The sequence below is a fragment of the Roseateles chitinivorans genome, from assembly GCF_002761755.1.
In the GTDB taxonomy this organism is placed as follows: Bacteria; Pseudomonadota; Gammaproteobacteria; order Burkholderiales; family Burkholderiaceae_C; genus Roseateles; species Roseateles chitinivorans.
Window position 1 is genome coordinate 1 of record NZ_PEOG01000052.1, and the last position, 17,919, is coordinate 17,919.

A 17,919-nucleotide genomic window follows, 5' to 3' on the forward strand; every position below is an offset into this window, starting at 1 on the left:
CTGTCCGCGCCGCCGGCCAGCGCCCCGATGCCGGGCGCGGTCGCGGCGAGCCAGCCGATGGCCTCGGCGCCGGTCTCCGCCAGCGCTCGCCGGCTCTATGACCGCAGCCGTGCGCAGCTGCTGCAGATCCGCACGCTCTTCAATGGCAGCCAGGCCTCGGTGGGGTCCGGCTTCGTCGTCAGCGCGCAGGGCCATGTCATCACGAATTACCACGTGATCAGCCAGCACGCGCTCGAGCCCGAGCGCTACCGCCTGCAGTACCAGACGCCGGAAGGCGACGGCGGCGACATCGTCCTGCTCGACTTCGACGCCCGCCGCGACCTGGCGCTGCTGCGCATCGTCGCCAAGGGCGGCGATGCCAAGGCCGATCCCAAGGGCGTCGTCGCGCGCATGACGGCCACGCCGCTGGCCTTCCGCAAGGCCGATCAGCCGCTGGCCAAGGGCGAGCGCATCTATTCGATGGGCAACCCGCACGACGTCGCCTTCGCCGTCGTCGAGGGCACCTACAACGGCCTGGTCGAGCGCAGCTTCGATCCGCTGATCTACTACTCCGGCTCGATCAACCCCGGCATGAGCGGCGGCCCGGTGCTGGACGAGGACGGAGAGATCGTCGGCATCAACGTGTCGACGATGATCTTCGCCCAGCAGATGAGCTTCCTGGTGCCGGCGCAGCACGCCGCCGCGCTGCTGGCGCGCAGCCGTGATGCCACGCCGATGAAGGGCGCGGCCTGGCCCAAGCTGCGCGAGCAGTTGATGGCCTACCAGGAGGAGCTGTCGCGCAATTTCCTGGCCCAGCCCTGGCGCACGCTGACACATCCCCGCTACCGCTTCCCGATCCCGCAGGAGCAGTACATGCGCTGCTGGGGCAGCGGCACCTCCGCCGACGCGCAGGGCCTGCAGATGCAGCGCACCCAATGCCGGATGGAGCATGCGCTGTTCATCAGCGAATCGCTGCAGACCGGCTACTTCGGCGTGACCGAGGAGGTCTACGACGGCTCCAAGCTCGGCGCGATCCGCTTCGCGGCGATCTATTCGTCCAGCTTCCGCAACGAGCGCCTGGGCGGCCCGGACCGCGACCGCACCGCGCCTTATTGCCGCGAGGACTTCGTCCAGCAGAAGGACGGCCCGCCGCTGCGCGCGGTCGCCTGCCTGCGGGCCTATCGCAAGCTCGACGGGCTGTTCGACCTGACGGTGCTGGTCACCAACGTCGACGCCGCCACCGAGGGCGCGCTGGGCCGCTTCGACGCCCGTGGCGTCAGCTTCGCGAATGCCACCCAGCTGACGCGTCATTACCTGCAAGGATTCGCATGGACGCGGTGATCGAGATCGTCGACCGGGACGGTCATTGCCGGGAAACCCACAAGGTGCGCGCCTGGCCGCTGCGCATCGGGCGCTCGCCCGACTGCGACCTGGTGCTGGCCGATCCGCACCTGGCCGGCGCCCATGCGCTGCTGCACTGGGACGACGCCGGGACGGACACGGCGCAGGCCGCGACCGGCCCGGTGCTGGAGCTGCTGCCCAGCCACAACGGCGGCTGGCTCGACGGCCATCGGATCGCCGCCGGCAGCCGCGCGGCCTGGCCGTCGTCGGCCCTGCTGCAACTGGGCACGACCCGGCTGCGGCTGCGCACCTCGTTGGATCCGCTGCCGGCGGAGAAGCCGATGAACCGCGCCGACGAACCGGTCCGGCGCGATGCCCGGCCGTCCTGGGCGCTGCCGGCGCTGCTCGCGGTCTGGGCGTTGCTGCTGTGGGGCTCGAACTGGGCCGCCAATGACGGCAGCGCGACCTGGGTCGACACGGTCAGCGCGCTGCTGGCGCCGGTCGGCGTGGCGCTGATCTGGGCCGCGCTGTGGGCGCTGGTGACGCAGCTCTTCCGGCACTGGTTCGCCTTCGGCGCACACCTGTGGCGGGCGCTGGTCGCGACGGTGGCGATGCAGCTTTTCGACCTGCTGCTGCCGTTGATGGCCTACATGTTCAACCTGCCGCGCCTGCTGGCGCTGGAGACGCTGGTGATGTCGGTCGGCGCCGCGCTGCTGCTGTGGTGGCATGCGACGGTGGTGTGGCCGCGCGCGTCGCGGCGGCTGGCGGTGGGCATCGGCGCGATGTGCGTCGTCGGCCTGGTGCTGACCGTCGGCCGGCGCACCGAGCAGCAGTACTGGCTCGGCCCGAACTACATGGCCACCTTGCCGCCGCCGGCGTTGCGCATCGCGACGCCGCAGCCGGTGGACAGCTTCATCGACGGCATGGCCCGGCTCGAGGCCCCGCTGCTGAAGCAGGCCGCGAAGCGCAACGACCAGGCGGGCGGCAGCGGCGACAACGAGGAGTGAGGCGGGGCGGGCGGCTCGTGGCGACGTGAAGCCCGGCGGCGCGAGCGGCGCCCCGGGAGGCGTTGCTCAGGCCGCGACTGCCGGCGCATGCACCGCCGGCGGCGAGCGGCGCCGCCGCAGCCACGCGACCACCGGCAGTTCGAGCCAGCGCCCGATCAGCCAGCCCCCGGCAACGGCCGCCGTGACCGCGATCGAGAAGGTGAGCGCCTCCGGCAGCGCGCGATAGACCCCGGCCTTGGCCAGCAGCGCGAGCACGATGTTGATCAGCAGGCAGTGCGCCAGGTACAGCGAATACGAGGCCGCGCCGAGCTGGGCGAGCAGCGCCGGCACAGGCACCGGTCGGCGTCGCTCCATCGCGACGAGCGTCGCCAGCACCAGGGCCGAGGCCAGTCCCAGCGCCACGCGACCGCCGAAGGCATGCGGCCCCTGCGGCCCGAGCCGCTCGTAGAGCACCGCGGCGACGAAGGCCGCGCCCGCCAGCAGCCACTGACCCCGCATCAGCGGCAGCGTCGCGCGACGCGCGATCAGTCCGGTGGCGACGCCCATCAGGAACTGCAGGCAGTGCGGATCGCCGAGCTTCCAGGGCAGGGCGCCCGGCAACTGGCCGAAGGCCTGCGCGATCACCAGCGCGGCCCACAGCGCGTAGAGCGCCAGGCCGCCGCGCCGGTGCAGCAGCAGCACGCAGAAGCTCAGGTAGAAGAGCACCTCGTACTGCAGCGACCAGGCCACGCCGACGTACTCCGGCGGGCCGCCGCCGATCCACAGCAGCAGCGTGCCCGGGACGTCCTCGGCCGCCAGTTCCGAGACCGGCGTGCGGCCGGTCGCCAGGCGCGACAGGATCGACGGGCCGGCCGTCATCGCCAGCACCATCCAGTAGATCGGGAACACGCGCACGAAGCGCTTCCACAGGTAGCCCGGGCAGCGGGCCGCGCCGCCGCCGAGTTCCGCGTGGTGGACGAAGGTGATGATGAAGCCACTCAGGACGAAGAAGAAGTCGACGCCGGCATAGCCGAAGTCGAACAGGCCGCCGAGCGCGACATGGCCCGAGAACTGTGGCACCCGCATCAGGTGGGTGGCGTGCATCAGCACGACCGCCAGCGCGGCGATCGCGCGGGCGGCCTCGATGGAGGCGAGCTTGGGAGCGTGGCGGTCGGTCGGAGCCATCGGGCGGCGGCGCTGCGCGCAAACAGGGCAGCCCGCACGGTAAGCCGAGGTCGGCTCGCGTGACCGTCGTCCGTCCCCCAGGGCGGGGGAACTCGTCGAGGGGACTAGGTTCTAGGGGGAGGGACCTCAGGCCGACAGGCGCTTTTCCATGAACACGGACAGCGGGTCGTCGGTGTAGTCGCCGAAGGGCGCGCGGCGGTCATAGCCCAGGCGCTCGTAGAGCTTGAGCGCCTCGGGCTGGTGCACGCCGGTCTCCAGGCGCGCCAGTCCGATGCCTCTTGCCCTGAGATGGGACTCGAGCTCTTCCATCAGCACCTTGGAGATCCCGCGTCCCCGGAAATGCGGCTGGACGAACACTCGCTTGATCTCGCCGTACGGACCGTCGGCATCGTCGACGACCTTCACCGCGGCGCAACCGGCCAGCCATTCCGCGAGCCAGACGCCAATGAAACGCACCTGGGGCTGGGCCAGCGCCTGCGGATCCTCGAGGTGGTTGCTGTCGCTGGGGTAGAGGGCCGCCATGTACGCGTCCGACTGCGCCAGCAGGGACATCGCGGCGGGGCTGTGGGGGTCCAGGGGTTCGATCTGCATGCCCCGAAGGTAGCAACCGATGTGCCCAGCGCGCGGGAAATCCCCCAAAGGGCTTGCAAGCCAACGTTCGCTTGCAAATCGTCATAAAGGTGAAGCAAGCCGATAGGCCGGATTCTGTGCGCGACTCCTCTTGCGATTCGCCGCGTGACCGCCATTCATCTGGGCCGGGCATCACTGCCCGGCTCGGTGCCACCTACCCGCCAGCTCTGCGAGCCGCATCGACGCTGGCCTACTTGGTGTTGCTGCGCGTAGAGATTGCCCGTTTCACCCGGGCCGAGCGTAGTTCGGCCCGGGTGGCTATGCGCATCGACGCTTTCGCGTCGCCCACGATGCTTCCGCATCGCGGGTTGGGGCTTGCGCCCCGTTCGCACAGAACACCCGAACCGCACTCGGTCCGACTCGTCTCTGTTGCTCTGATCCTCGGCTTTCGCCGGGCAGCCGTTAGCTGCTACGCCGCTCTATGCAGTCCGGACCTTCCTCCAGTGCCGTGTTTCCACGATCGCACCAACGGCGGTCTGGCTTGCTTCACGGGGCGGAAGTTTAGCCGACCGCCGTCAGCCCTGGCCGACGAGCAGCCGCTCGATGGTCTTCTGCACCGCCAACGCCTCCGCGAAACCCGGCAGGCTGTGGGAGCGGCCCTCCAGCATCGCGGCCCAGTGGCCCAGCTGGTCGGTCATGCCGTTCATGCGCAGCGTCTCGGCATCGCCCAGGCTCTGGACCCGCTCGCCCTGGCGCTGCTGCGTCACGCCGAACCAGTCGCGCAACTCGATCTCGCCCTCGCTGGCGCGCCAGAGCATGCGGTTGTCGTCGGCGCGGTCCCCGCCCAGGCTCGCCTGGATCGTGACCGGCACGCCGGCGGCGACCAGCTCGGCCTCCAGCGACTGCTCGGACCCGATGCCGTCCTCCGGATACACGACGCGGCTGCGCACGACGTCCGCCGGTCCCAGCACCCGCTGCAGCACGAAGATGAAATGCGAGAGCACCTCGCGCGAGAAGCCGCCTTCGGCGCGCCGCGACAGCCACGCGCCGGCGTTCGCCTGCCAGGGGCGCGGCCAGGCGGCGAAGCGCAGCTCGATGCTGACGCTGTTCAGCGCTCCCAGCGGTCGCCGCGACGCCGCGCCGAAGGCCAGCTGCAGCTGCGCCAGTCCGGTCGACGACGCCAGCGAATAGTTGACCGCGGCCCGCCGCCGCTCGCGCTCGATGCGCTCGATGCAGGCGCGCGCGGCGTCGAAGTCGGTGGTCAGCGGTTTCTCGCACAGCACCGCGAGGCCGGCGTCGAAGGCCAGCTCCGACAGCGCGATGTGCGGTCCCGGCGGCGTGGCGATGTACAGGCCGTGCAGGCCCGGCTCGCGGATCAGCGCCTCGGCGCTGGTGGCCGCGCGCAGCATCGGGTCCTGCGCCAGCGCCTGGGACATGACGGCGGGGTTCTCGTCCCACACGCCGGTGACCCGCAGGCGCGCATGTCCGGCCAGGCGGGCCAGCATGCGCTGCCCCATCACCCCCAGCCCGACTACCCCAATGCTCAACACACCTGGCACCACCGCTCTCCGCCCGAAGTTCCGCAAAGCCCCGCAGTGTAGGGGGGCCGCTACACTGCCGGTCGCCGCCCGGAACGGCCGGGCGACCCGCGCACGCGAGCGCGCGGACCGGTGCCGGCGGCAGCCCGTGACAGCCGTCCGGCGCCCCAGCGGGCGTTATCGTCGGCGGCTCCGGTTCCGACCCTCGGTCGCCACGTTTCCTCGCACGCCCGCATCGCACGCATGAACCCCGAAGCCAGCCAACTGTGGCGCGCGCCACGCTGGGCCCTCGCCATCCTGCTGGCCGCGCTGGCCACGGTGGGGCCGTTCTCGATCGACACCTACATCCCGGCCTTCGCCGGCATCGCCAAGGCGCTCGACGCCACGCCGGTGGAGATGCAGCAGACGCTGTCCGGCTACCTGCTGGGTTTCGCGGTGATGAACCTGTTCCACGGCGCGCTGTCCGACAGCTTCGGCCGGCGTCCGGTGGTGCTGTGGGGGATGGCGGTGTTCGCGCTGTCGTCGATGAGCTGCGCGCTGGCCGGCAGCATCGGCCAGCTGGTGTTCTGGCGCACCGTGCAGGGCCTGTCCGCGGGCGCGGGCGTGGTGGTCTCGCGCGCCATCATCCGCGACATGTTCCCGCCTTCCGAGGCGCAGCGGGTGATGTCGCAGGTGACGATCTTCTTCGGCCTGGCGCCGGCGATCGCGCCGATGATCGGCGGCTTCCTGTACGTGCATGCCGACTGGCACGCGATCTTCTGGTTCCTGGTGTTCGTCGGCGCGCTGCTGTTCGCCGTCACCTGGCGCCTGATGCCAGAGACGCTGCATCGCGACCACCGCCAGCCCTTCCACGTCGGCTCGCTGCTGCGCGGCTATCGCTCGCTGGTGGGCAGCCGCCGCTTCCTGCTGCTGGCGCTGGCCAGCGGCATCCCGTTCAACGGCATGTTCCTGTACGTGCTGGCCGCGCCGGTGTTCCTGGGCGAGCACCTGGGCCTGGCACCGACGCAGTTCTTCTGGTTCTTCCTGTTCAGCATCGGCGGCATCATGGGCGGCGCCTGGCTCAGCGGCCGCCTGGCCGGGCGGATCGCGCCGCGCAAGCAGATCCGGCGCGGCTTCTTCATCATGGGCTTCACGTCCATCGCCAACATCGTCTGCAACCTGACCCTGCCGCACAGCGTGTTCTGGGCCTTCCCGCTGATCAGCAGCTTCGCCTTCGGCTGGGCGCTGATGGTGCCGGTGGTGACGCTGCTGGTGCTGGACCAGGCGCCCGAGCGCCGCGGCATGGCGTCCTCCCTGCAGGCCTGCATCGGCAGCGCCGCCAACGGCCTGGTCGCCGGCGTGCTGGTGCCGCTGGTGATGCATTCCATGCTGACCCTGGCCATCGCCTCGGCCGGGATGATGTGCATCGGCCTGGTCGCCTGGACCTGGGTCAAGCGCGAGGTGTCCACGCCCGCGGCGTGACGTCCGCCCGCCGGTCACCCTTAAGAAGGCCGGCCATCCTCCGAAATAGGGAATGTGTCCCCGGACCCGCGTCCGGACGCCGTCGCGCATCCCGCCGACGGCGGGCACCACGAAGTCCTGCGGAGCGATCCATGTCCCACCGTCCCGGCCTCGGCACCTGGCTGCCGGCCGTCCTGTGTCTGTCCCTGCTGTCCGGCGGCCCGGCCCTGGCCGCCGACGCGCCCGCGCCCAAGGTGGCCCCGTCCGGCGACTCGGGCGAGCCCCTGCGCGACCGCCTCGCGGAGCGCCTCAAGGACGATGCCGCCACCCTGAAGCTGAATCCGAAGAAGGCGCCGACCGACGTCCGGACCAACAACCCGGTCGACCAGCGCGCGCGTCGCGCGGCCGCCAAACCGGCAGCGGCGGCTTCGGCGGCCCGACCGGCCACCCATTGGGCCTACACCGGCGAGGGCGCGCCCGACCGCTGGGGTCAACTCGAGCCCGAATTCCGCCAATGCGCGATCGGCACCCGGCAAAGCCCCATCGATCTGCGCGACACGATCAAGGTCGACCAGGAGCGCATCGGGTTCGACTACAAGTCCAGCGCCTTCTCGGTCGTGGACAACGGCCACACGGTCCAGGTGAACGTGGCGCCGGGCAACTCGCTGCAGATCATGGGCCGGCGCTACGAGCTGCAGCAGTTCCACTTCCATCGCCCCAGCGAGGAACGCATCAACGGCCGCCAGTACGACATGGTGGCCCACCTCGTCCACAAGGATGCCGAAGGCCGGCTCGCCGTCCTGGCGGTGCTGCTGGAGCGCGGGCAGGACCAGGCACTGATCCAGACCGTCTGGAACCACCTGCCGCTGGAGCGCGGGGACACCTACAACGCGCCGGTGCCGATCGATCTCAACCAGCTGCTGCCCGCGGAGCGGGGCTACTTCTCCTACATGGGCTCGCTGACCACGCCGCCCTGCACCGAGGGCGTGCTGTGGCTGGTGCTGCGCCAGCCGGTGCAGCTGTCGAGCCAGCAGATCTCGGTGTTTTCTCACCTGTACCCGATGAACGCCCGGCCGCTGCAGGCGCAGTCCGGTCGTCTCATCAAGGAATCGAACTGAGGGCCCGTCCCCTCGATGGCTGAGCCGTGGGAGCGTCGTCTCCCGCTTGGGCCGGCGTCGTGACGATCGTCACGGCGTCGGCCTTCTTCTTGGTGGAAACCCTTGGTTCCCGGTGGCGCTCATCGCACAATGCCGGCCGCCTCGCTCCAATGGTCGTCTCTCCTTGATGTCGATCATGGACAGCGCAGCGGAACCTCGATTGCCCTTTCCCACCGTGGAGGGGCCCCTTCTCCCCCAGGACACCCTCGCCGTGATGAAGACCATCAAGTCGCGCCTGATCGCGATCACCATCCTGATCGTCGTCGCCGCTGTCGCGCTCGCCACCTTCGCCAGCTACTGGGCCGTGCGCGATCACGCCCGCCGCCAGGTGCAGGCCCAGTTGACCGATCTCGCCACCGCCAACGCCAATGGCGTCGCCGCCTGGGTGAAGACGCAAAAGGACGTGGTCGCCGCGATGGCGCCGGCCGCGCAGCTCGAGGATCCGCGCCCGGTGCTCACGCAGGCGCTGCAGTCCGGGCGGCTGGACCTGGCCTACGTCGGCGGTGCCGACAAGCGGATGATCTCGATCCCCGACCGCCAGCGTCCGGCGGACTACGACCCCACCGGCCGCGGCTGGTACAAGCAGGCCTCCGCGACCGACCAGCCGGTGATCACCGCGCCCTACGTGGCGGCGTCCAGCAAGAAGCTGGTCGTGACCTTCGCCAGCGCGGTGCGCGCGGGCGGCGAGCTCAAGGCGGTGACCGGCACGGACGTGGCGCTGGATGACATCGTGGCGACGATGAAGTCGATCAAGCCGACCGCCAGCGGCTTCGCGATGCTGCTGGACAAGCAGGGCACCGTGATCGCCCACCCGGACCCGGCCCTGACGCTCAAGCCGGTGAAGGACCTGTCGACGGCGATCGACGGCGCGCTGCTGACGACCGCGCATGGCGACGAGCCGACGCTGGCCGAGGTCGGCGAGCATCGCTTCTTCCTGAAGGCGGTGGACGTGCCCGGCACCGACTGGGTGCTGGTCGCCGCCGCCGAGCGCAACGAGGCGCTGGCCGCGCTGTCGGACGTGCTGCGCAATGCCGGCCTGACGATGCTGGTGGTGACGGTGGTGGCGGCGCTGGTGGCGGCCGCGGCCGTTGGCGCGCTGCTGCGTGGCCTGGCCGGCATCAAGCGCGCGATGAACGACATCGGCGCCGGCGAGGGCGACCTCAGCCAGCGCCTGCAGGTGCGCGGCGAGGACGAGATCGCCGACATCTCGCGCGGCTTCAACCAGTTCGTCCACAAGATCGAGCAGGTGATGCTGCAGGTGCGCGAGACCAGCCAGTCGATCGCGGTCGCCTCGCGCCAGATCGCCGCCGGCAATCACGACCTGAGCCAGCGCACCGAGGAGACGGCCAGCAACCTGCAGGAGACGGCGAGTTCGATGGAGGAGCTCAACAGCACCGTCGCCAACAGCGCCGCCAATGCCGACCAGGCGCGGCAACTGGCCGACACCGCCAGCCGCGTCGCGCGCCAGGGCGGCGAGGCGATGGGGCAGGTAGTCTCGACGATGCAGGAGATCAGCACGAGCTCGCGCCAGATCGGCGACATCATCGGCGTCATCGACGGCATCGCCTTCCAGACCAACATCCTGGCGCTGAACGCGGCGGTGGAGGCGGCGCGCGCCGGCGAGCAGGGCCGCGGCTTTGCCGTCGTGGCCGGCGAGGTGCGCGCGCTGGCGCAGCGCTCGGCGGGCGCCGCCAAGGAAATCAAGTCGCTGATCACCGCCAGCGTCGAGCGCGTCGAGACCGGCACCCGCCAGGTGTCGACGGCCGGCGAGACGATGAACGAAGTGGTGGGCAGCGTGCAGCGCGTGGCGCAGATGATCGGCGAGATCAGCCACACCGCGCAGGAGCAGAGCCACGGGATCGGGCAGGTGAACGTCGCCGTCGCGCAGCTCGACCAGGTCACGCAGCAGAACGCTTCACTGGTGGAGGAATCGGCCGCTGCCGCCGAGAGTCTCAAGGACCAGGCGCAGAAGCTGGCCGAGGTGGTCGGCACCTTCCGACTGAGCGGCGGTCAGTCCGGATCCTCGGACTTCTGACCTGCTTGGCGGCGTCCCGCGGACGCCGGCCGACGCGTCGTCCCGCCGCGTCGCCCTAGACCCCAGGCTCCACGCCAACAGGCCAACAGGGCACAGGGCGCAGCCTCCCCCCATCAACTCCCTCTGCCCGCTGCGTGGGGCGAGGGCGGGGGTGAGGGGTCTCCCCGGCGAACGCCCAAGAAGTGGGTGGTTCAGCCCGCTGCTTCCACCGCGTGGAAGCAGAGAAACATGTCGGCCGCCGAATCCGCGACCTGACGCCGCTGCGCGGCATCCAGCGGCGGCTGCCCCATCGTGATCTGGGGCCAGAACGCGAAGCCCTTGACCAGCGCCTGCAGCTGCGCCGCCGCGAAGGCCGCGTCGCCGGCCTTCAGGCGTCCGTCGGCCATCGCCGCGCGGATCCAGACCGTCAGGCCCTCCTCGCGGCCTCCGAGCCGGCACAACATGTCCCGCGCCCGCTGCGGCGCGTGGATCGCCTCGGCGATCAACACCCGCGCCAGATCGAGGAACTGCGGGTCGTCGCTCATCGCGAGCTTCTGATCGATCAGCGCCAGCAGCTGCTCCCGCAGCGGGCGGTCGGCGCGATAGGCCAGCTTCACCTGCGCCTCGGTCGCGGCCCAGAGGCGCTCCAGGATCGCGTCGAACAGCGCGTCCTTGCCGCTGAAGTGGTTGTAGACGGTGCGCTTGGACACCTGCGCCCGCGCGGCGATGCGGTCCATGTTCGCGACCTCGAAACCGTGCTCGCGGAACTCGGCGATCGCCGCGTCGACGATCGACTGGCGCTTGCGGTCGGTCAGGCGCATCCGCTCGCTGTCGCCGCCCGCCTCATCGGCAAGCGGCTCCTCGGCAGGACCGGGGGCAGGGCGGGGCGCGTCGGAAGTCATGGGCTGCGATCTTACACCGGGGAGTTTACTTTTCTGGCGCCACTGCCTACACTCGCCGAAACTACACTGTGTAGTGCAAGTTTCAGATGAACCTCACCACCGCCCTCCGTTCGCTGCTGCCGCTGTCGCTGACCGCGCTGGGTGGTATCGCCGCCGTCCTGATTGTTGGAGCCCTTGCCATGACCGCTTCCCGCGTGATGTCCACCCCCACCCAGGGATCCTCCAATGGGTCGCCCACCCCCACCTCGGAAGGTGTCCAACCCTCCATCGAGCAGTCGCCCCAATGGGCGGAGGGTAAGTTCCGCAATCCGGCCGTCGAGCCCGAGCAGGGCTTCTGGAAGACCGTCGGGATCTTCTGGGACTTCATGTTCCACAAGCCCGCCGGCACCGCGCCGGACCGGCCGATCGAGGTGCAGGCGCTGACCCGGGACCAGTTGCTCGCCGCGCCGGACCGGACGCTGTTCCGGCTGGGCCATTCGACGGTGCTGCTGAAACTGCGCGGCCGCTTCTGGCTGACCGACCCGGTGTTCTCGGAGCGCGCGTCCCCCTTCTCGTGGATGGGCCCCAAGCGCTTCCACGCGCCGCCCATCGCCCTCGATGAGCTGCCCGAGATCGAAGCGGTGATCCTGTCCCACGATCACTACGACCACCTCGACCACGACACGGTGCTGGCGCTGGCGCCCAAGGTCCGCCGCTTCCTGACGCCGCTGGGCGTGGGACAGCGCCTGATCGACTGGGGCGTGCCGGCGGCCAAGGTGCAGCAGTTCGATTGGTGGCAGGGGACGTCGATCGCCGGCGTGCAGTTGACGGCCACCCCGGCGCAGCACTTCTCCGGGCGCGGGCTGAGCGACCGCAACTCGACGCTGTGGGCGTCGTGGGTGTTGATCGACGGCGACCTGCGCGTGTTCTTCAGCGGCGACACCGGCTACTTCGATGGTTTCAAGACGATCGGCGAGCGCTTCGGCCCGTTCGACCTCACCTTGATGGAGACCGGCGCCTATGACCCCCGCTGGCCCTATGTGCACATGCAGCCGGAGCAGACGATGCAGGCGCACGTGGACCTGCGCGGCCGGCGCCTGCTGCCGATCCACAACGGCACCTTCGACCTGGCGATGCACCGCTGGCAGGACCCGTTCGAGCGCATCAGCGCGTTGGCCCGGCTGCGCAAGGTCGAGCTGGTGACGCCGGTGATCGGCGCGCCGCTTGCGATCGAGGAGCCGGGGCCGACACCGGCGTGGTGGCAGGGCGGTACGGCCGATGCAGTGGCTGCGGCCCCGGTCGAAAACCAGGCCCCGCCCCCCGCTGCGTCATCGGCAATGCCGTGATCACCGGCGCCACGTCGCCTTCCAATCGAACGCAAGCCCGGCGACGCCGGGCTTTTTCGTTTCCCCCACTTTGTCCCCCTTCGGACGGCCGCCAAGCCCCTTGAAAGAAGCCGTCACCCACCGGTTGGGGGCGCCTGGAGCTGTTCCGACCCAGGTCGAAGCTGCGGTTTCAAGCGGGTACGAATCGCGATTTCAGTTGATCCATCACTTCCACACCGTTTGTTAAGTCCTTCATTTAGAAGGACTTTTATTTTGCGCAATCGCGTGAGAATGCGGCCTAAGTAATTGATTTGATTGGGAAAAACGCCAAATTTCCTTGACCGGGACCGGTCTCGCCATTAAAGTGGGAGAAAGTGCAATTCGGTGGGGCAAAGTGGCGAATGTCGTGTTTCAGGGGGCGAGTGCCTTGGCGTTGGACGCCAAGGGGCGCTTGACCGTCCCTGCGCGGCACCGCGAGGTCCTGCAGGCGCTGTGCGGCGGCCAGCTGACGCTGACCAAGCACCCGGAAGGCTGCCTCATGGTCTTCCCCCGCCCGGCCTGGGAGCAGTTCCGCGACAAGGTCGCCGCGCTGCCGATGTCCGCCGCCGGCTGGAAGCGCGTCTTCCTCGGCAACGCGCAGGACGTCGAGATCGATGCCGCCGCCCGCGTGCTGATCGCGCCGGAACTGCGCGCCTCGGCCGGCCTGCAGAAGGACACGATGCTGCTGGGCATGGGCAGCCACTTCGAGCTCTGGGACGCCCAGGCCTATGCCGCGCACGAGGCCGCCATCATGCAGTCCGAGATGCCGGCCGTGCTCCAGGACTTCAGCTTCTGAGCCTCATGAGCGAGCAGTCCATCCCCGCCGCCTTCACCCACACGACCGTGCTGCTGCACGAGACGGTCGATGGTGCGTTCACGACGCCCGACGGCATCTATGTCGACGGCACCTTCGGACGCGGCGGCCATTCGCGGCTGCTGCTGTCGCGGCTCGGGGAGAAGGGACGGTTGATCGCGATCGACCGCGACCCCGAGGCGGTCGCGGCCGCGACGTCCGGACAGACGCGGGTCGACGACCCGCGTTTCCACATTTGCCACAGCGCGTTCGCCGACATGGCCGCGCAACTCGACGCGCTGGGCGTCGGCCTGGTCGACGGCATCCTGCTCGACCTGGGCGTCTCCAGCCCGCAGATCGACAACCCGGAGCGCGGCTTCAGCTTCCGCTTCGACGGCCCCCTCGACATGCGCATGGACACGACGCGGGGCGAAAGCGCCGCGGACTTCATCGCGCGGGCGGAGGTGTCCCAACTCGCACAGGTGATCCGCGACTATGGCGAAGAACGGTTTGCTCTCCCGATTGCAAAGGCGCTTGTGGCTCGCCGGGAAGGTGGGCGTCCTGTCCGGACAACCGCCGAGCTTTCCCAAGTCGTGGCTGGTGCGGTCAAAACCCGCGAGCCGGGCAAGGACCCTTCAACGCGCACATTTCAGGCTCTACGGATATTCGTCAACGCCGAGCTTGAGGAGCTGCAGCAGGGATTGAACGCGGCACTCGCGCGGCTCAAGCCGGGCGGCCGGCTGGCGGTGATCAGCTTCCATTCGCTGGAAGACCGCATCGTCAAGAACTTCATCGCCTCGCACAGCAAGGAGGAGTTCGACCGCCGCGCCCCGTTCGCCGCGCCCAGGCCGCAACCGCTGCGCGCCGTCGCCCGCGTCATGCCCAGCGAGGCCGAGGTGCAGGGCAACCCGCGCGCGCGCTCCGCGATCCTGCGCGTGGCCGAGCGCACCGAGGCGCCGATCCCCGCGCCGGTGCCCGAGTCGACCGGCAAGCAGAAGAAGGGAGGCCGTCGATGATCGGCCGCCTGAACCTGCTGCTGCTCGTCGCGGTGATGGTCTCCGGCATCTACATGGTGCGCAGCGCCTACGAGTCGCGCCGTCTGTTCACCGAGCTGGACCGCGCGCAGACCGAGGGTCGCCGGCTGGAGGCCGACTATCAGAAGCTGATGGCCGATCGCCAGGCGCAAGCGACCAACCTGCGCGTGGAGCAGGTCGCGCGGGAGCGACTGAAGATGCGGCCGATCTCGCCCGCGATCACTTTCAATCCGGACGCCCCGGCGATCGAGGCCAGTGGTGTGCGCGGCGTGCGCGCCCCGCAAGGAGCGGCGCGGTGATCGGCAGACTGGGCAAGAAGCTGGGCAAGGGCGCGCGCGGCGCGGCACGCAACGCACCCACGCGCGGTGTCAGCTATTCCAGCAGCCCGCTGCTGGCGTCCAAGACGCCGCCGTGGCGTTCGCGCTTCCTGGTGGCGCTGGTGGGCCTGGCCTTCACCGGACTGCTGGCGCGCGCCGCCTACATCCAGCTGATCGGCGAGGACTTCTTCCAGCGCCAGGGCGAGGCCCGCTACGCCCACAAGATGGAGCTGCCGGCCAGCCGCGGCAAGATCAGCGATCGCAGCGGACAGGTGCTCGCCGCCAGCGTCGCCGTGCCGTCGATCTGGGCCTTCCCCAAGGAGGTCGACACCGATCCCGAGAAGCGCCGCCAGCTCGCCAAGATCCTGGACATGTCGCGCGCCGAACTCGACAAGCGCCTGGACCCCAACAACCGCTTCGTCTTCCTGCGTCGCCAGGCCGACGACGAGACCGCGCGCAAGATCAAGGAGCTCGGCCTCAAGGGCGTGTTCCAGGACCGCGAGTACAAGCGCCAATACCCCGAGGGCGAGGCGGCCGCGCACATCGTCGGCTTCACCAACATCGAGGAGCAGGGGCAGGAGGGCATCGAGCTCGCCTTCCAGAAGGACCTGCAGGGCCGCGACGGCTCGCGCTCGGTCGTGCGCGACCGGCTGGGCCGGGTCGTCGAGGACATCGGCGAGCGCGTGCCCGAGACCAACGGCAAGGACATCGAGCTGTCGATCGACGCCAAGGTGCAGTTCTTCGCCTACCAGCGCGTGCGTGACGCGGTGGCCGAGAACAACGCCAAGGCCGGCTCGGTGGTGGTGCTGGACGTGCACACCGGCGAGATCCTGGCGCTGGCCAACTACCCCAGCTACGACCCCGGCCACCGCCAGAACCTCTCCGGCGAGCAGCTGCGCAACCGCGCGCTGACCGATGTCTTCGAGCCCGGCTCGACGATGAAGCCCTTCACCGCCGGCCTGGCGCTGGAGACCGGCCGCGTGCGTCCCGACACGCTGCTGAGCACTGGGCCGCGCAGCGTGGTGATCTCCGGCTGGTCGCCCACCGACGCGCACCCGCATGGCGACCTGACCGTGCAGCAGGTGATCCAGAAGTCCAGCAACATCGGCGCGGCTCGGCTGGCGCTGATGATGCAGCCGCGCGAGATGCACGAGATGTTCACCGCGATCGGGCTGGGCCAGCGCCCGCAGATCGATTTCCCCGGCGCGGTGACCGGCAAGCTGCGCCCCTGGAAGAGCTGGCGTCCGATCGAGCAGGCGACGATGAGCTACGGCTACGGCCTGTCGGCCTCGCTGCTGCAGCTGGCGCGCGCCTATACCGTCTTCGCCCGCGACGGCGACATCATCCCGATCACGATGACCAAGCATCCGGCCGACCAGCCGGTGGTCGGCATCAAGGTCTTCAGCCCCAAGGTCGCCGCGGAGATCCGCGGCATGCTGCAGATGGCGGCCGGCCCGGGCGGTACCGCGCCGCAGGCGATGGTCCAGGGCTACAGCGTCGGCGGCAAGTCCGGCACTGCCCACAAGCAGGAAGGCAAGGGCTATGCGAGCCACAAATACCGTTCCTGGTTCGTGGGCATCGCACCGATTTCCAAGCCGCGCATCATCGTGGCGGTGATGGTCGACGAGCCGAAGAACGGCCAGTACTTCGGTGGCGCCGTCGCCGGACCGGTGTTCAGCCAGGTGGTGGCGCAGACGCTGCGCCTGCTGGGCGAGCCGCCCGACCTGGACGTCAAGCCGCAGATCGTGGCGCAGCAACGGCTGCAAGCCGTCGACGAGAGTTTCTGAGCGGGCACGAATCATGTTGATGCACCTGAAATCCCCCGAAGCCGCCGCCCGCTGGCTCCTCGAATGGACGCCCAGCGGCCAGCTGCGCACCGACAGCCGCGCCGTCGGCGCCGGCGATGCGTTCATCGCCTGGCCCGGCTACGCCAAGGACGCGCGCCAGTTCGTCGCCGGCGCGCTGGCCGCGGGCGCGGCGACCGCGCTGGTCGAGCATGCCGGCGCCGCCGAGTACGGCTTCACCGACGCGCGCATCGCCTCGCTGCCGGACCTGAAGATCAACTGCGGCCGCATCGCCTCGGCCTTCTACGGCGAACCGAGCCGGCGGCTGAGCGTGCTGGCCGTGACCGGCACCAACGGCAAGACCTCCAGCGCCTGGTGGATCGCGCAGGCGCTGACGCTGCTGGGCGCGCGCTGCGGCGTGATCGGCACCTTGGGTGTCGGCCAGCCGCCGGTACCGGGCGCGACGACGAACGCGTCGATCGAGGCCACCGGCCTGACGACGCCCGATCCGGTGCGCCTGCAGGAAGCCTTCAAGCGCATGGCCGACGACGGTTTCGGCGCCTGCGCGATCGAAGCCTCGTCGATCGGCATCGAGGAACACCGGCTGACCGGCACCAGCATCCAGGTCGCGCTGTTCACCAACTTCACCCAGGACCACCTGGACTACCACGGCGGCATGGACGCCTACTGGGCGGCCAAGCGCAAGCTCTTCGCATGGCAGGGCTTGAAGGCTGCCGTGCTGAACCTGGATGACGCCAAGGGCGCGGAACTCGCCGCCGAGCTGAGCGCTGCCGGCCAGCTCGACGTCTGGACCTACGGCCTGGACCGCGCCGACGCGCGCCTGAGCGCCACCGACCTGCGTCATGACGCGCACGGCCTGGCCTTCACGCTGCGCGAGGGCGCCGCGTCGGTGCCGGTGCAGACCGGCCTGATCGGCGACTACAACGTGTCCAACCTGCTGGGCGTCATCGCCGGCCTGCGCGCGCTGGGTCATGGATTGGAGGACATCGCCCGCGTCGCGGCGCTGGTCACGCCGGTGCCCGGCCGCATGCAGCGCGTGGGCAGCGGCCGCGAGCTGCCGCAGGTGGTGGTCGACTATGCCCACACGCCGGACGCGCTCGAGAAGGCGCTCGGCGCATTGCAGCCGCTGGCCGCGGCGCGCGGCGGCGAGCTGCGCGTGGTGTTCGGCTGCGGCGGTGACCGCGATCCGGGCAAGCGCCCGCTGATGGGCGCGATCGCGGCAAGGTTGGCCGCGCATGTCGTGCTGACCAGCGACAACCCGCGCAGCGAGGAACCGCTGAAGATCCTGGCCGACATCGAGGCCGGCCTGCCGCCGGAAGCGGCGCGCGAGGTGATCGCGGACCGCGCCGTGGCGATCGTGCGCGCGGTGGACCAGGCCGGCGCGCGCGACGTCGTGCTGATCGCCGGCAAGGGTCACGAGGACTACCAGGAGATCCACGGCGAGCGCCGTGCGTTCTCCGACGTGCAGGCCGCGCGGGCCGCGTTGATCGAAAGGGCGGGGCTGTGAGCGACGCC

General features: G+C 70.1%; 15 protein-coding genes and 1 other RNA gene. 11 read left to right on the forward strand and 5 right to left on the reverse strand.

Annotation, left to right across the window (positions count from 1 at the left end; genetic code table 11):
* Window positions 1-1,320: S1 family peptidase (locus CS062_RS17840; protein ID WP_099862934.1), on the forward strand; the 1,320-nt coding region annotated here is incomplete at its 5' end.
* Window positions 1,308-2,327, forward strand: coding sequence for an FHA domain-containing protein (locus tag CS062_RS17845; RefSeq protein ID WP_158238825.1), 1,020 nt, complete (start codon window positions 1,308-1,310; stop codon window positions 2,325-2,327). The genes CS062_RS17840 and CS062_RS17845, both read left to right, overlap by 13 nt.
* Window positions 2,328-2,393: 66 nt before the next feature.
* Here the strand turns inward: CS062_RS17845 and CS062_RS17850 are convergent, their stop codons facing one another.
* The 4 genes from CS062_RS17850 to CS062_RS17865 form a co-directional block, all read right to left on the reverse strand.
* Window positions 2,394-3,491, reverse strand: coding sequence for an acyltransferase family protein (locus CS062_RS17850; RefSeq protein WP_099862936.1), 1,098 nt, complete (start codon window positions 3,489-3,491; stop codon window positions 2,394-2,396).
* A gap of 126 nt (window positions 3,492-3,617) precedes the next feature.
* Entirely contained in the window at window positions 3,618-4,082 is a 465-nt protein-coding gene (locus CS062_RS17855) for a GNAT family N-acetyltransferase (RefSeq protein ID WP_099862937.1), read from the reverse strand.
* A gap of 87 nt (window positions 4,083-4,169) precedes the next feature.
* Window positions 4,170-4,609, reverse strand: an RNA gene (gene rnpB, locus CS062_RS17860) — RNase P RNA component class A.
* A gap of 27 nt (window positions 4,610-4,636) precedes the next feature.
* Window positions 4,637-5,608: a Gfo/Idh/MocA family protein gene (locus CS062_RS17865; protein ID WP_143742404.1), complete on the reverse strand. Its 972-nt coding sequence runs from the start codon at window positions 5,606-5,608 to the stop codon at window positions 4,637-4,639.
* Between the two features lie 234 nt (window positions 5,609-5,842).
* Here CS062_RS17865 and CS062_RS17870 point away from each other — a divergent pair, with 234 nt between their 5' ends.
* The 3 genes from CS062_RS17870 (at window position 5,843) to CS062_RS27310 (ending at window position 10,231) form a co-directional block, all read left to right on the forward strand.
* The gene (locus CS062_RS17870) at window positions 5,843-7,060 is read left to right on the forward strand and encodes a multidrug effflux MFS transporter (RefSeq protein WP_099862939.1); all 1,218 of its coding nucleotides are present in this window, start codon (window positions 5,843-5,845) and stop codon (window positions 7,058-7,060) included.
* A 131-nt stretch (window positions 7,061-7,191) separates the two neighbouring features.
* The gene (locus tag CS062_RS17875; RefSeq protein ID WP_099862940.1) at window positions 7,192-8,157 is read left to right on the forward strand and encodes a carbonic anhydrase; all 966 of its coding nucleotides are present in this window, start codon (window positions 7,192-7,194) and stop codon (window positions 8,155-8,157) included.
* Window positions 8,158-8,410: 253 nt separating this feature from the next.
* Window positions 8,411-10,231, forward strand: a complete 1,821-nt coding sequence (locus CS062_RS27310) for a methyl-accepting chemotaxis protein (protein ID WP_099862941.1) — start codon at window positions 8,411-8,413, stop codon at window positions 10,229-10,231.
* A gap of 191 nt (window positions 10,232-10,422) precedes the next feature.
* Here the strand turns inward: CS062_RS27310 and CS062_RS17885 are convergent, their stop codons facing one another.
* A complete protein-coding gene (locus CS062_RS17885; RefSeq protein ID WP_199174276.1) occupies window positions 10,423-11,031 on the reverse strand; it encodes a TetR/AcrR family transcriptional regulator in 609 nt (202 codons plus the stop codon).
* 167 nt (window positions 11,032-11,198) lie between these two features.
* On the opposite strand from CS062_RS17885, the gene CS062_RS17890 reads away from it, so the two are divergent.
* The 6 genes from CS062_RS17890 to CS062_RS17915 all read left to right on the forward strand — a co-directional run bounded on the left by CS062_RS17890 (window position 11,199) and on the right by CS062_RS17915 (window position 17,911).
* Window positions 11,199-12,437: an MBL fold metallo-hydrolase gene (locus CS062_RS17890; protein ID WP_233218121.1), complete on the forward strand. Its 1,239-nt coding sequence runs from the start codon at window positions 11,199-11,201 to the stop codon at window positions 12,435-12,437.
* 373 nt (window positions 12,438-12,810) lie between these two features.
* Entirely contained in the window at window positions 12,811-13,251 is a 441-nt protein-coding gene (gene mraZ / locus CS062_RS17895; RefSeq protein WP_233218122.1) for a division/cell wall cluster transcriptional repressor MraZ, read from the forward strand.
* Between the two features lie 5 nt (window positions 13,252-13,256).
* On the forward strand, window positions 13,257-14,264 hold the full coding sequence (gene rsmH, locus CS062_RS17900; RefSeq protein ID WP_099862943.1) for a 16S rRNA (cytosine(1402)-N(4))-methyltransferase RsmH: 1,008 nt from the start codon (window positions 13,257-13,259) through the stop codon (window positions 14,262-14,264).
* Complete coding sequence (gene ftsL, locus CS062_RS17905; protein WP_221211089.1) at window positions 14,261-14,581, forward strand: cell division protein FtsL; 321 nt, start codon at window positions 14,261-14,263, stop codon at window positions 14,579-14,581. Before rsmH ends, ftsL begins: the two co-directional genes overlap by 4 nt.
* A 20-nt stretch (window positions 14,582-14,601) precedes the next feature.
* Entirely contained in the window at window positions 14,602-16,386 is a 1,785-nt protein-coding gene (locus CS062_RS17910) for a peptidoglycan D,D-transpeptidase FtsI family protein (RefSeq protein WP_099862961.1), read from the forward strand.
* Window positions 16,387-16,399: 13 nt separating this feature from the next.
* On the forward strand, window positions 16,400-17,911 hold the full coding sequence (locus tag CS062_RS17915; RefSeq protein WP_099862944.1) for a UDP-N-acetylmuramoyl-L-alanyl-D-glutamate--2,6-diaminopimelate ligase: 1,512 nt from the start codon (window positions 16,400-16,402) through the stop codon (window positions 17,909-17,911).
* Window positions 17,912-17,919: the final 8 nt, after the last annotated feature.